The following is a 13,466-nucleotide window of genomic DNA, read 5'->3' on the forward strand; positions in this document are numbered from 1 at the left end:
GCGGGTGTGCCGACGGCGACGGTAGTTTCAGGAACGTTGCAGCCACGTTGCGCGCGGTAGGTCGTACTCCCCGGCGAGCTGGTCGATGCGGGCGAGCGCGAGCGGCCGGCGTGGCGCGCCGGTCGGCAACGCCCGCGCCAGGGCCTGCCACGCGGTCAGGTCGTCGGCCCCGGCGGACGTCGCGGTCCAGGCCGCGAGCAGCGCCGGGTCCGTGGTGGCCAGCACGGCCGCGCGGAGCTGGCCGTCGATGAGCCGGCGTAGTCGCGTCACTCCCGGCGCGTCCGAGCCGGGCAGCAACGGCCCGGAGTACGCGTCGAGCGCGCCCGCCGGATCGCCCTGGTCCAACCGGTCGGCGACGGTGGTGAAGTCGGCGCGGACGGTGCCGCGCAGCCGGTACGGGCGGGAGTCGAGCAGCTCGGGGCCGAGCACCCGGCGCAGCCGGGACAGCTCCGCGCGCAGGGTGACCGGGTGCAGCCGGTCGTCCCCGTAAAGGTCGAGGCCGAGCTGTTCGCCGGTGCGTCCCTCGGGATGGTGCAGCAGCAGCACCAGCAGCTCGCTGTGCCGTCGGCCGAGCCGGATCCGTCGCCCGTCGACCCGTAGCTCCACCTCGTCCCGGCCGAGCGCGGTCACCGTGGCGACGCCGGGCTCCACCGGTCGGTCGGTGGCGAGCTGCGCCTCGGCGGCCCGGGCGGTGGCCCGGACCAGCGCCAGGCTGTGCGGGTTGGCCAGGTGGTCGCCGCCGGTGATGTCGACGGCGCCGAGCAGCCGCCCGGTGGCCGGGTCGTGGATCGGGGCGGCGGCGCAGGTCCAGCGCTGCACCGGCCGGCTGAAGTGCTCGGTGGCGAAGATCTGCACGCTGTGGTCGACGGCCAGCGCGGTGCCGGGGGCGTTGGTGCCGGCGTGCCGCTCGTCCCACAGGGCGCCGGGCACGAAGTTCATCCGCTCGGCGTGCCGGCGCACCCCCGGGTGGCCCTCCACCCAGAGCAGCCGCCCGTACGCGTCGCAGACCGCCATCAGGTGCGCGCCGTCCTGGGCGATGCCGCCCAGCAGGTCCCGGAACAGCGGCAGCACCCGGGCCAGCGGGTGAGCGGCCCGATAGCCCGCCAGCGCGTCGTCGGTCAGGTCGATCGGCGGGGTGGCCTCCGGGTCGAGCCGCGCCGACCGTTCCCACGAGCGGCGGACCACTTCCCGCACCCGGTGCGGCGCGGCGCCGGCGGCCAGGAACGCCTCGTGGGCGGCGCCGACCTGCGCGATCCGCTCCGCCGGATCGACGCCGAATTCCAAGGCGAGCCACGGGTCAGCCATCGGGCGACCTCCTCGGCCCCCATCGTGACGCAGCTCACCCTCGATCGCCAACCGCCCGGTCTCCCGGGGACGGATGGCGCAAGGAGCATGGCGTGGGGACGAAGCCGACGCAGCCTGGCTTGCACTGGTTTGTCCGGCGGGCGGCGCGGTGGAGGATGGCTCGGCGGGTGCTTACAGAACCCTTAACCCCGGCCTGCGACGGTATGCCGGACGAGCTGAACCACGGGGAGCGGAAGCGTGCGGGTGCTGGTGGCGGACGACGAGCGGTTGTTGGCGGACACGGTGGCCGAGGGGCTGCGACGCCTCTCGATGGCCGTCGACGTCTGCTACGACGGCGACGGTGCGCTGGAGCGGATCGGGGTGAACCGGTACGACGTCGCGGTCCTGGACCGGGACATGCCGGGGCACACCGGTGACGAGGTGTGCCGCGGCATCGCCGGCTCCCAGGTGGGCACCCGGGTGCTGCTGCTCACCGCGGCGGCGGGCATCCGGGACCGGGTGGCGGGTCTGGACCTCGGCGCGGACGACTACCTGACCAAGCCGTTCGCGTTCGCCGAACTGGTCGCCCGGGTGCAGGCCCTCGGCCGGCGGTCCACCCCGGCGCTCCCGCCGGTGCTCGAACAGGACGGTGTGGTGCTGGACGTGGCCCGGCACGTGGCCACCCGGGACGGCCGCCCGCTGGCGCTGAGCCCGAAGGAGTTCGCCGTGCTGCACGTGCTGCTGCGTGCCGCCGGGCAGGTGGTCAGCGCCGAGGAGCTGCTGGAGCAGGCCTGGGACGAGTTCGCCGACCCGTTCACCAACGCCGTACGGGTCACCGTGATGACCCTGCGCAAGAAGCTCGGCGACCCGGCGGTCATCCACACCGTGCCCAAGGCCGGTTACCGGCTCGGCGGCCCGGCGTGAGCTGGACCCCCCGTCGCCGGGTGCTGCTGGTGGGCCTGCTGGCCCTGCTGGCCGGGCCGCTCCTGCCGACGGTCGGCAGGTGGCTGGCCGGGCTGATCTGGTTCCGTGGCCAGGAGCTCTGCGACCTGCCCGTGCCCGGCCTGCTGGACGTCTGCGGGTCGGTACGCCAGAGCGCGTTCGTGCTGCCCGTGGCGGCCGTGCTGGTCGTGGTCCTGGCCACCCTGGTGGCGCTCTGGTTCGGTGCGGCGTGGTGCCTGCGTCCGGTCCGCGACCTGGCCGGGCCGATCGAGCACCTGGGTCCGCAGAACCTCGGCCACCGGATCCGGCCCCGCGGCAGCGACGAACTGGCCCGGCTGGCCCGGGCGATCGACGAGATGATGGAGCGGGTCTCCGCCGGGTACGAGGGGCAGCGGCGGTTCGCCGCGAACGCCTCGCACGAGCTGCGCACTCCGCTGGCGGTGCAGCGGACGCTGATCGAGGTCGGGATGGCCCGGTCTCTCACCGCTGAGCAGTTGGAGCTGTTGACCGGCCAGCTGCTGGAGACCAACGAGCGCAACGAGCGGCTGATCGAGGGCCTGCTCGCGCTCAGCGAGTGCGAGGAGGGACTGCGCTCGCGTACCCCGCAGCGGCTCGACGAGATCGTCACCTCGGTGCTCACCGGGTACCTGGACCGCGCCCGGGACGCCGCCGTGACGATCGACAGCCACCTCACGCCCCGGGTCGTCGTCGGCGAGCGGGTGCTGCTGGAACGCCTGGTCACCAACCTGGTGGAGAACGGGATCAAGTACAACCGGCGCGGCGGCTCGCTGACCGTCACGGTCGGCGGCACGCCCGCGCTGTCCGTGGTCAACACCGGGCAGCCCGTACCGGCCGAGGCGGTGGCCAGCCTCTTCGAGCCGTTCCGCCGCCTCGCCCGGGACCGCACCTCGCACGGCGGCGGGGCCGGCCTCGGCCTGGCCATCGCCCGCTCGATCACCCAGGCGCACGAGGGCATCATCGCGGCCCGACCCGCCGAGCACGGCGGCCTGCGGGTGGACGTCCAGCTACCCACTCCGCCCTAGCACCCAGAACCCACCAGCCCAAGGGTCCGCGTCTCGCGGCATCCCTGCCTCCGGCGTGCCCGAAAACGACCAGCTGTGCGGACCGAACCGGCGCCAGCGTCGACCGAAGGAGAACCCATGTCACCCACCGCCGCGCCGGCCGTCCTGCACCGCGCCGACATCGAGGAGACCGCCCGCTGGCTGTCCCGCCGGGTGGTCCGCACTCCGGTGCTGCGATCCCCGGTGATCGACCGGCTGGCCGGGGCCCGGGTCCTGCTCAAGGCGGAGAACCTCCAGAACGGCGGCTCGTACAAGATGCGCGGCGCGCTGCGGGCGGTCGGCCGGCTCGCCGCTGCCGGCCAGGACGGGGTGATCGCGCAGAGCACCGGCAACCACGCGGTGGCGGTGGCGTTGGCGGCCCGGCAGCACAGGCTCGCGGCCACCGTGGTGCTGCCGGTCGACGCGTCCCCGACCAAGGTCGAGCGGGCGCGGGCCGCCGGCGCGCGGGTGGTGTTCGCCGGCACCGGCGTCGAGGAGCGGGTGGCGGTGGCCCGGAGGCTCTCCGACGAGACCGGTCACCCCGTGATCGACGCGTACGACCACGCGGACGTGATCGCCGGGCAGGGCACCGCCAGCCTGGAGCTGATCGAGCAGGCCGAGCGCGCCGGCACACCGCTGGACGCGTTGGTGGTTCCGGTTGGTGGTGGCGGCGGGGTGGCGGGCGCCTGCCTGGCCGCCGCCGGCACCGGCATCGAGGTGTACGGCGTGGAGCCGGTGGGCTGCGACTCCCTGGCGCGCAGCCTCGCGGCCGGCGAGCGGGTTCCGGTCGCACCGGCGCCCACGATCGCCGACGGGCTGCGGCCGTCCTGCGTGGGGGAACTGCCGTTCGCCATCCTGCGGACCGCCCTGCGCGGGGTCGTCCGGGTCGACGACGAGGAGATCGCGGCGGCCTTCCGGCTGCTCCTGATGGAGCTGAAGGTGCTGGTCGAGCCGTCCGGGGCGGCCGGTCTGGCCGGTGCGCTGCGGCTCGCCGCCGAGGCCGGTGTGCGGCGGCATCGAACGGTCGGCGTGGTGCTGACCGGCGGAAACGTGGAGGCGGAGCTGGTGGCCCGGTTGACGGTCCAGCGCTTCGCCGAGGTGACAACTGTGGAAGGAGCGGCGGCATGAGCGCGCCGATTCGGATCGGAATCCTGTTCGGTGGCCCGTCGGCGGAGCACGAGGTCTCCTGCGCCTCCGCGCTCGGCGTGGCCCGGGCGCTGGCCGGCGGGGGATACCGCACGGTCGCCATCGGTGTCACCCGCACCGGCGGGTTCCGGCTGGTGCCGGACGCGGTGCTGGCCGAGTTGCGCGACCGGCCCGCCGCCGAGCGGGCCATCGACGACCGGCTGACGGTGACCGGGCCGGCGGTCGAGCTGCGCGCCGGTCCCCGCCCGGGCACCGTGCAGATGTCCGCGGTGAACGCCCCCGGCGCGGTGCACGCGGAGCTGGACGTGGTCTTCCCCGTGCTGCACGGCCCGTTCGGTGAGGACGGGGTGGTGCAGGGGCTGCTGGAGTCCCTGGACGTGCCGTACGTCGGGTGCGGCATCCTGGCCTCGGCGGTGGGCATGAACAAGGTGGCGATGAAGCGGGCGCTGCGCGCCGACGGCATCCCGATCACCCCGCACGTCGCGTTCGACGCGCACACCTACCGGGCGACCGACGACCCGGAGAAACTGGTGGTGGGGCTGCGTCGCCCGCTGTTCGTCAAGCCGGCCAGCATGGGCTCCTCGATCGGCATCTCCCGGGTCGCGGAGGGCGACGATCTGGCCGCCGCGATCGAGGAGGCGCTCCGCCACGACCAGCTCGTCATGGTCGAGCAGGGCGTCACCGGCCGTGAGCTGGAGTGCGCGGTGCTCGGCGGCTGGCGTCCGGAGGCGTCGGCGGTGGGCGAGGTGCGCGTCGCCGGCGGCTGGTTCGACTACCAGCAGAAGTACTTCGGGAACGCCGACCCCATGATCGTCCCGGCGGTGCTGCCCGACGACGTGACCGAGCGCGTTCGCGAGCTGTCGCTGCGCGCGTTCGCCGCGATCGGCGGCTGGGGCCTGGCCCGGGTCGACTTCCTGTACGACGAGACGACCGGTGAGCTGTACGTCAACGAGCTGAACACGATGCCCGGCTTCACCGCGCACTCCATGTACCCGAAGGTGTGGGCGGCGGCCGGCGTCGGCTACCGGGAGGTGGTGGACCGGCTGGTCGAGCTGGCCCGTACCCGGCACGCGGAGCGCGCCGCGACCGCCGTCCGGGGCGCCCGATGATCCTGCTGTCCGATCCCCGGGTGGCGGCGGTGCCCAGCGGCGACGACGGCGACCCGCTGGTGGACCTGCGTGAGCTGCCGGAGCTGCGACTGGACGGACGCGCGGCCGACCCGTCCGGCGCGTACGCCCGGCTGCGCGTCGGTGTCGCGGACCGGTTGCTGGCCGCGCAGCGTGCGCTGCCCAGCGGGGTGCGCCTGCTGGTCATCGAGGGGTACCGGCCGTACCGGGCGCAGCTGGCCATCTTCACCGGCTACCGGGACGAGCTGCGCCGGCGGCATCCGGACTGGACCCCGGAGCGGCTGCACCGGGAGACCACCAAGTTCGTGTCGCCGGTCGAGGTGGCCCCGCACGGCACCGGCGGGGCGGTGGATCTGACCCTGTGCACCGACGACGGCGTGGAGCTGGACCTGGGCACGGCCGTCGACGCCACGCCGGAGGACAGCGCGGACGCCTGCTTCACCGACGCCCCCACCATCGGCGCGGCCGCCCGGCGGCACCGGCAGCTTCTGGTGGACGCGCTCGGCGGCGCCGGGCTGGTGAACTACCCGACCGAGTGGTGGCACTGGTCGTACGGGGACCGCTACTGGGCGCTGACCACCGGGGCGTCGCGCACCCGGTACGGGCCGGTGGATCTGGCCGCCACGTCGATCGGTGCCCGTGTGGGCTGAACGGTAGGGCGCTCCCATCCGTACCAGGCGGTGAAGGACACACCGAGGACGGGAGTGACGGCGATGAGGGTGCAGCGCAAGCACGTGCTGGCGGCGACCGTGGCGGTGCTCGCCGCGGGGGGCGTGGCGGTGGGGACCGGTTTCGGGTTCGCCGGCACCGCACCGGCGCGGCAGTCCGCCTGCACGGGCTCGGTCACCTTCTCGGCGGAGGGCGGCGCGCCGGCGGCGACCAGTGACCGGTTCCCGGTGGGTACGCGCCTGCGGGTGACCAATCTGGACAACAACCGGGCGGCCACGGTGACGGTGACCGGCCCGTCGGGCAGTTGTGTGCTGCTCAACGCCGCCGCGATGGAGCTGGTCCGTGAGCCCGGAAAGAACGTGATCCGCCGCAACGTGGTGGAGCGGCTCGACGGCGAGGCCGCGCCGCCCGCCGGGCCGCCGGCAGCCGAAACGGTCCGCCCCGGTGCCGCGTCTCCCGGCGCGCCGGGCCCGGCGCCCCGTTCGGCCTGCTCGGGTTCGGTCACCTTCTTCGCCGAGAACGCCGCGCCGGCGGCGACCAGCGGGCAGTTCCCTGTGGGTACGCGGCTGCGGGTGACCAACCTGGACAACAACCGGGCGACCACGGTGACGGTGACCGGCGTGTCGGGCAGTTGCGTGCTGCTCAACACCGCGGCCATGGACCAGATCCGTGAGCCGGGCAAGAACGTGGTCCGCCGCAACACCGTCGAGGTGCTCCGCTGACCCTGCGATGAGCAGGGGCCCCGTCCGGAGAGGGGCCCCTGCCTCGGAGCCGGAGAGGGGCCCCTGCCTCGGAGCCGGAGAGGGGCCCCTGTCGGAGTCAGCCGAAGGCGGCGTCGAGGATGTCGGCGCCGCGGGTGAGCTGTTCGTCGGAGATCACCAGCGGGGGCAGGAAGCGCAGCACGTTGCCGTACGTGCCGCAGGTCAGGGTGAGCAGGCCGGCGGCGTGACAGGCGGCCGAGACCGCCGCCGTGGCCGACGGGTCGGGAACGAGCGTGCCCGGCTGCACCAGCTCGACGGCGAGCATCGCGCCCCGACCGCGTACCTCGGCGATCCGGGGGTCCCGCTCGGCGACGGCCCGTAGCCGGGGCGCCAGCAGGGCCTCGATCCGGCGGGCCGCGCCGGCCAGGTCCAGCTCGTGCATGGTCTCGATGGTGGCCAGCGCGGCGGCGCAGGCGAGCGGGTTGCCGCCGTACGTGCCGCCGAGCCCGCCGACGTGCACCGCGTCCATCAGTTCGGCCCGGCCGGTCACCGCCGCCAACGGCAGGCCACCGGCGATGCCCTTGGCCAGGGTGACCAGGTCGGGCTCGACGCCCTCGTGCTGGCTGGCGAACCAGTCGCCGGTGCGGCAGAAGCCGGTCTGGATCTCGTCGGCGACGAAGACCACTCCGGCCGCCGTCGCCCAGCCGCGCAGTGCCGGCAGGAAACCCGGCGCGGGCACCACGAAGCCGCCCTCGCCCTGGATCGGCTCGATCAGGAGTGCGGCGACGTTCTCCGCGCCGACCTGCTTCTCGATCATCTCGATCGCCCGCGCCGCCGCGTCCGCGCCGGACAGCCCACCGTCGCGCAGAGGGTACGACATCGGCACCCGGTAGATCTCACCGGCGAACGGCCCGAACCGGTGCTTGTACGGCATGTTCTTCGCGGTCAACGCCATGGTCAGGTTGGTGCGGCCGTGGTACGCGTGGTCGAAGACGACGATCGCCGGCCGTCCGGTGGCGTGTCGGGCGATCTTCACCGCGTTCTCCACCGCCTCTGCCCCGGAGTTGAACAGGGCCGAGCGCTTCTCGAACCCGCCCGGCGTCAACGCGTTGAGCTGCTCGCACACCGCCACGTACGACTCGTACGGCGCGACCATGAAGCAGGTGTGGGTGAACCGCTCGACCTGCGCCCGTACCGCCTCGACCACCTTCGGCGCGGAGTTGCCGACGCTGGTCACCGCGATACCGGCGGCGAAGTCGATCCACTCGCGGCCGTCCACGTCGGTGAGCGTCCCGCCGCCGGCGCTGTCCACGTAGGACCCGATGACGCTGCCGACACCCCGGGCGACGGCGCCGCCGCGCCGTTTGTGCAGTTCCTCGGAGGACGGCATGGGTCAGCCCTCGATGTTGTGCATGACGTGCTTGATCCGGGTGTAGTCCTCCAGGCTGTAGACCGAGAGGTCCTTGCCGTGCCCGGAGTGCTTGAACCCGCCGTGCGGCATCTCGGAGACGAACGGGATGTGCGTGTTCACCCAGACGCAGCCGAAGTCGAGCCGCCGGGTCATCCGCATGGCTCGACCGTGGTCCTTCGTCCAGACCGACGCCGAGAGGCCGTAGTCGACGCCGTTGGCCCAGCGCACCGCCTCGTCCTCGTCGGAGAACCGCTGCACGGTGATCACCGGCCCGAACACCTCATCCTGGATGATCTCGTCTGCCTGGCGCAGCCCGGAGACCACGGTCGGCGCGTAGAAGTAGCCGCGCTCGCCCTGCCGGGAGCCCCCGGTCTGGATCGCCGCGTGGTCCGGCAGCCGGTCGACGAAACCGCTGACCCGGGCGAGCTGGTTGGCGTTGTTCAACGGGCCGTAGAGCACGTCGGCGTCGTCCGGTGCGCCGGTCTTCGTGCCGCGGGCCTGCTCGGCGAGCGCCGCCACGAAGTCGTCGTGGACGCCCGGCCCGGCCAGCACCCGGGTGGCCGCCGTGCAGTCCTGCCCGGCGTTGAAGTAGCCGCCCAGCGCGATGGCCTCGGCCGCCGCCGCCACGTCCGCGTCGTCGAAGATCACCACCGGGGCCTTGCCGCCCAGCTCCAGGTGGGTCCGCTTCAGGTCGGGGGCCGCCGCGGCGGCGACCTCCATGCCCGCGCGGGTCGAGCCGGTGATCGACACCAGCTGCGGGGTCGGGTGCGACACGAGGGTACGACCGGTGTCCCGGTCGCCGCAGACCACGTTGAACACCCCCGGCGGGAAGAACTCCGCGGCGATCTCGGCGAGCAGCAGCGTCGACACCGGCGTGGTGTCCGACGGCTTGAGCACCACCGTGTTGCCGGCGGCGAGCGCCGGGGCGATCTTCCAGACCGCCATCATCAGCGGGTAGTTCCACGGGGTGACCTGGGCGCAGACACCGATCGGCTCGCGTCGCACGTACGACGTGTGGCCGGCCAGGTACTCCCCGGCGGAGCGCCCCTCCAGCAGCCGGGCGGCGCCGGCGAAGAAGCGGAACTGGTCCACCGCCGGCGGCAGCTCCTCCTCGTCGGTGAGCTGGCGCGGCTTGCCGGTGTTGCGGACCTCGGCGTCGACCAGCTCCGCCGCCCGGGCCTCCACCGCGTCGGCGAGCTTGAGCATGGCCCGCTGCCGCTCGGCCGGGGTGACCTCCCGCCAGCTCTCGAAGGCGGTCGCGGCAGCGGTCATCGCCGCGTCCACGTCCGCCGCGCCGGACACCGGGGCCTGGGCGAACACCTCACCGGTGCAGGGGTCGATCAGGTCGGCGTAGCCGCCGTCGACCGGTTCGACGTAGGAGCCGTTGACGAAGTTGCGCAGCTGCTGCTGGTCACTCATGACTGGATCTCTCCCGAAGGGGGTCGGGGTGCGGTCGGCGGCGGTTATCGCAATCTGTCTGCCATCTTGGCTACTGAATTCGCGGCAGACAAGGGCTGCGGCGACTGTTTCCGTCGGCTGTTCTCTCGTCTACGCTGCTCGGCGTGGAGCCCGCAGCCTTCTTCGTCGCCTCCCGCCCCGCCCATGGCGAGGGCGAGCTGACCGTCCACCACCCGTTCGACGGTCGCGCGGTGGGGCGTACCACCCTCGCCACGGCCGACCAGGTCGAGGCCGCCGTCGCCGCGGCGGCCGCAGTGGCCGCGCAGGCCGCGGCCCTGCCCGCACACGCCCGCGCGGCGGCCCTGGACCACGTCTCCCGGCGGCTCGCCGACCGCGCCGACGAGGTCGCGGCGCTGATCACCGCCGAGAACGGCAAGCCGGTGAAATGGGCCCGCGCCGAGGTCGGGCGGGCCGTCTCCACCTTCCGGTGGGCGGCGGAGGAGGCTCGGCGCTTCTCCGGGGAACTGCAACGCCTCGACACCGACCCGGCCGCCAACGGGCGGATCGCGCTGGTGCGGCGAGTGCCCAAGGGGCCGGTGCTGGGCATCACGCCGTTCAACTTCCCGCTCAACCTGATCGCGCACAAGGTGGCGCCGGCCATCGCGGTCGGCGCGCCGATCATCGTCAAGCCGGCCCCGGCGACGCCGCTGTCCGCGCTGCTGCTCGGCGAGCTGCTGGCCGAGACCGAGCTGCCGGCCGGCACGTTCTCCGTCCTGCCACTGCCGAACTCACGCGCCGCCGAACTGGTCACCGACCCCCGACTGCCGGTCGTGTCGTTCACCGGCTCCGGGCCGGTCGGCGCGGCCATCCGCCGGCAGGCGCCGGAGAAGCACGTGACGCTGGAGCTGGGCGGCAACGCGGCCGCGGTGATCTGCGCGGACTGGACGACCGACGAGGACCTGACCTTCGCCGCGCAGCGGATCGCCACCTTCGCCAACTACCAGGCCGGCCAGTCGTGCATCGCCGTCCAACGCGTGTACGTGCACCACGAACTCTTCGCGGATTTCCTGCCCCGGCTGGTGGCGGCGGTACGCGCGCTGCGTACCGGCGATCCGGCCTCCGAGCTGACCGACGTCGGCCCGATGGTGTCCGAGGACGCGGCCCGCCGGGTCGAGACGTGGGTGGCCGAGGCGGTCGCGGCCGGCGCCACCGTCGAGGTGGGCGGCGAGCGCGACGGCGCGACGTACCCCCCGACCGTCCTCACCGGCGTGCCGGCGGGCGCCAAGGTCGTCGCCGAGGAGGTGTTCGGCCCGGTGCTCGTGGTCGCCCCCGTCGCCGACGACCAGGCCGCGTTCACGGCCGTCAACGATTCGGCGTACGGGTTACAGGCGGGCGTGTTCACCCACCGCGTCGACGTGGCCTTCGCCGCCGCCCGGTCACTGGAGGTCGGCGGAGTGATCGTCGGCGACGTGCCGTCGTACCGGGCGGACCAGATGCCCTACGGCGGGGTCAAGGGCAGCGGCGTCGGCCGGGAGGGGCTGCGCAGCGCGATGGACGACTACACCGAACCGCGGGTCATGGTGCTGACCGGGCTCGCGCTTTAGGGCCTGGTCAAGGTCCTCGGCTCGACCTTGACACAGGCCCTAGCCGACCTGCCAGGTGCCGTCGTCACGGACCCGGGCGGGGGCACGGCCGAGCAGCAGGGTGATCAGCGCGGCGTCGATGGTGTCGCCGAGGAACCACTCGCCGGCCTGGTCCAGTGCGAAGACCCGGCCACGCTCGTCCACCGCGAGGATGCTGTCCTGCTGTTCGGTGCCGATCGGGAAGAGCCGTACGCCGAGCACTGCCCCGAAGTCGGCGAGCGTGTCGGCGGTGCGCGCGATGGTGTGCGGGCGGATGTCGAAGCGGGAGATCCACACCTGCTCGCCAGGGCCGCGCCGCGCACCGACGAGGCTGGGGAACGCGGTCAGCGCCTCCACCGCGGCGGGAAAGACCGCGTGCTGATGGGCCCGCCCCGGCACGGCGGTGACGTCCCGCACCGCCGCGGCGGCCATGAGCTGGTCCCCGATGTGCGGTCGCCAACCGGCCGCCACCAGCGCGTTGGCGACCTCCGGCGGGAAGCGGCCCGGGTCGGGGTCGGGCGCGGCCTCCGGGTGCCAGGGCTGCGAGAAGGCCCGCTGCGAGATCGGCAACACGTTGGTGTGCACCAGGAAGTTGATGCAGGAATCGCAGGGGCGTTCGGCCGGACCGCCGGCCGGATCGCCCGGCTCACGCACCCGGAAGGTCTCGAACCGGGCGTCCTCCAACAGCGTCGCCGCCTCGCCCGGACCCATCGGAGCGATGCCCTCGGCGGCCCGGCGGTGGTCGTACTCGTGCAGCACGTCGGAGACGACGATCAGCTCGGCGTGCCGGTCGCCGCCGCGCACCAGCGCACCGGCCGGCAGCCCGTCCAGGTAGGCCCGGACCAGCGGATGGTGACGCAGTCGTACGTCGCCCTTCGCGCCCTGGGCCGTCCAGATCCGACCCCCCACGGTCAGGCGCGCGACGGTGTCCGGGGTCGGCAGCCGGTGGATCTCCCGCAGTAGCCGGCCCTCCGGCTCGACGGTGCGCGGGGCGGTGGGGCCCTCGGGTCGGCTGCGCCGGTACATCTCCGCCACGACCTGGGTCGGCACCCGCGGCCACGTGGTCACCTCGCCGGTCGCCTTGTCGACCACGGTGGTCGGCAGGTCGCCGGGGAGCGCCCGCTCCCGGGTGGCCACAGTGGACACGATGACGTAGCCGAGGTCGAATTCGTCGACCGTCGGCGTGCACTCGTAGCCGAGGCGCAGGGAATCCCGGTGGGCCCAGGTGGCCGCGAGCTGCTCGGCCTGTTGGCGGTCGATCACGCACCGAAACTACCGGACTACGCGGATCCGTGGCAGCCGGTATGGTTCGCCCTACCGACGGTGACGGGAGGAACGGCGGTGAGCGAACGCGCGGACCGGGACGCCAATCGCGAGCTACGGGCCCGATTCGACGATGTGTACGGCCAGTACGAGCAGCTCAGGTCCAACCTGGACGATCTGCGGACGCGCCTCGCCGAGCTGCGGGTGACCCGGCGGTCAGCCGACGGTCAGGTGAGCGCGACCGTGGGCGCCCGCGGCGAGGTGGTCGCGGTCGAGCTGGACCCGGCCGTCTACCGGGACCGGGACGCCGAGGCGCTGAGCCGGAAGATCACCGAAACGGTCCGCGCCGCCACGGCCGCCGCCACCGAAGCCACCCGTGAGCTGGTGGCCGCCAGCATGCCGACCGGCTCCGGGTCGGCCGAGTTCCTGCGTACCGGTGATTACGGCGCGCTGCTCGGCCGTGCCGACGCCGTGCTCGGGCGGGGCGAGGGGGCGGCATGACCGGCGAGCAGCTCTGGCTCGATCCGGGCCGGGCCCGCCGGGGCGGTGCCGACCTGGCCCTCGCCGGCGAGGCGGTGACGGCCCGCCGCGCGGCGGAGGGCGGCGAGATCGAGGCCGTCAGCGCCGCTCGGCCCTGGGGCCGCGACGACATCGGGGCCGCGTTCGAGCGCAACTACCGCGGCATCGAGCAGACCGTCCTGCGGGCCTGGACGGGCGTCGGGCACCGACTCGCCGAGCTGGGCACCGACGTGGTCCGCTCCGTCGACGCGAGCGTGCAGACCGACGGGACCAGCGCCGCCCGGCTCGACCGGGCCGCCGACCAGCGCTGACGGCGGGCCGAC

At 73.9% G+C, this 13,466-nt stretch carries 13 protein-coding genes; 9 read left to right on the forward strand and 4 right to left on the reverse strand.

What is annotated here, in order from left to right; genetic code table 11:
• Positions 1–27: 27 nt before the first annotated feature.
• Positions 28–1,305: a GAF domain-containing protein gene (locus EAD98_RS10810; RefSeq protein WP_121653920.1), complete on the reverse strand. Its 1,278-nt coding sequence runs from the start codon at positions 1,303–1,305 to the stop codon at positions 28–30.
• A gap of 237 nt (positions 1,306–1,542) precedes the next feature.
• On the opposite strand from EAD98_RS10810, the gene EAD98_RS10815 reads away from it, so the two are divergent.
• The 6 genes from EAD98_RS10815 (at position 1,543) to EAD98_RS10840 (ending at position 6,951) form a co-directional block, all read left to right on the forward strand.
• Positions 1,543–2,208, forward strand: coding sequence for a response regulator transcription factor (locus EAD98_RS10815; RefSeq protein ID WP_121653921.1), 666 nt, complete (start codon positions 1,543–1,545; stop codon positions 2,206–2,208).
• Positions 2,205–3,269, forward strand: a complete 1,065-nt coding sequence (locus tag EAD98_RS10820) for a HAMP domain-containing sensor histidine kinase (protein ID WP_121653922.1) — start codon at positions 2,205–2,207, stop codon at positions 3,267–3,269. The genes EAD98_RS10815 and EAD98_RS10820 overlap by 4 nt, the downstream gene beginning before the upstream one ends.
• Before the next feature lie 117 nt (positions 3,270–3,386).
• Positions 3,387–4,415: a threonine/serine dehydratase gene (locus tag EAD98_RS10825; protein WP_121653923.1), complete on the forward strand. Its 1,029-nt coding sequence runs from the start codon at positions 3,387–3,389 to the stop codon at positions 4,413–4,415.
• Positions 4,412–5,542: a D-alanine--D-alanine ligase family protein gene (locus EAD98_RS10830; protein ID WP_121653924.1), complete on the forward strand. Its 1,131-nt coding sequence runs from the start codon at positions 4,412–4,414 to the stop codon at positions 5,540–5,542. Before EAD98_RS10825 ends, EAD98_RS10830 begins: the two co-directional genes overlap by 4 nt.
• A complete protein-coding gene (locus tag EAD98_RS10835; RefSeq protein WP_121653925.1) occupies positions 5,539–6,210 on the forward strand; it encodes a M15 family metallopeptidase in 672 nt (223 codons plus the stop codon). Before EAD98_RS10830 ends, EAD98_RS10835 begins: the two co-directional genes overlap by 4 nt.
• A 63-nt stretch (positions 6,211–6,273) precedes the next feature.
• The gene (locus tag EAD98_RS10840; RefSeq protein ID WP_121653926.1) at positions 6,274–6,951 is read left to right on the forward strand and encodes a DUF5979 domain-containing protein; all 678 of its coding nucleotides are present in this window, start codon (positions 6,274–6,276) and stop codon (positions 6,949–6,951) included.
• Positions 6,952–7,048: 97 nt separating this feature from the next.
• On the opposite strand, the gene gabT is transcribed toward EAD98_RS10840, so the two are convergent.
• Together gabT and EAD98_RS10850 are read right to left on the reverse strand one after the other, a co-directional pair.
• Positions 7,049–8,320: a 4-aminobutyrate--2-oxoglutarate transaminase gene (gene gabT, locus EAD98_RS10845; protein ID WP_121653927.1), complete on the reverse strand. Its 1,272-nt coding sequence runs from the start codon at positions 8,318–8,320 to the stop codon at positions 7,049–7,051.
• A 3-nt stretch (positions 8,321–8,323) separates the two neighbouring features.
• A complete protein-coding gene (locus EAD98_RS10850) occupies positions 8,324–9,760 on the reverse strand; it encodes a gamma-aminobutyraldehyde dehydrogenase (RefSeq protein ID WP_121653928.1) in 1,437 nt (478 codons plus the stop codon).
• Between the two features lie 143 nt (positions 9,761–9,903).
• On the opposite strand from EAD98_RS10850, the gene EAD98_RS10855 reads away from it, so the two are divergent.
• A complete protein-coding gene (locus EAD98_RS10855; protein WP_121653929.1) occupies positions 9,904–11,343 on the forward strand; it encodes an aldehyde dehydrogenase family protein in 1,440 nt (479 codons plus the stop codon).
• A 39-nt stretch (positions 11,344–11,382) separates the two neighbouring features.
• On the opposite strand, the gene EAD98_RS10860 is transcribed toward EAD98_RS10855, so the two are convergent.
• Entirely contained in the window at positions 11,383–12,624 is a 1,242-nt protein-coding gene (locus EAD98_RS10860; RefSeq protein ID WP_121653930.1) for an SUKH-3 domain-containing protein, read from the reverse strand.
• A gap of 78 nt (positions 12,625–12,702) precedes the next feature.
• Between EAD98_RS10860 and EAD98_RS10865 the strand changes: the two genes are divergently transcribed.
• A complete protein-coding gene (locus EAD98_RS10865) occupies positions 12,703–13,125 on the forward strand; it encodes a YbaB/EbfC family nucleoid-associated protein (protein ID WP_121653931.1) in 423 nt (140 codons plus the stop codon).
• Entirely contained in the window at positions 13,122–13,454 is a 333-nt protein-coding gene (locus tag EAD98_RS10870; protein WP_121653932.1) for a hypothetical protein, read from the forward strand. The genes EAD98_RS10865 and EAD98_RS10870 overlap by 4 nt, the downstream gene beginning before the upstream one ends.
• The last annotated feature ends 12 nt before the right edge of the window (positions 13,455–13,466 follow it).

The sequence above is a fragment of the Micromonospora sp. CV4 genome (genome assembly GCF_003667455.1).
In the GTDB taxonomy this organism is placed as follows: Bacteria; Actinomycetota; Actinomycetes; order Mycobacteriales; family Micromonosporaceae; genus Micromonospora.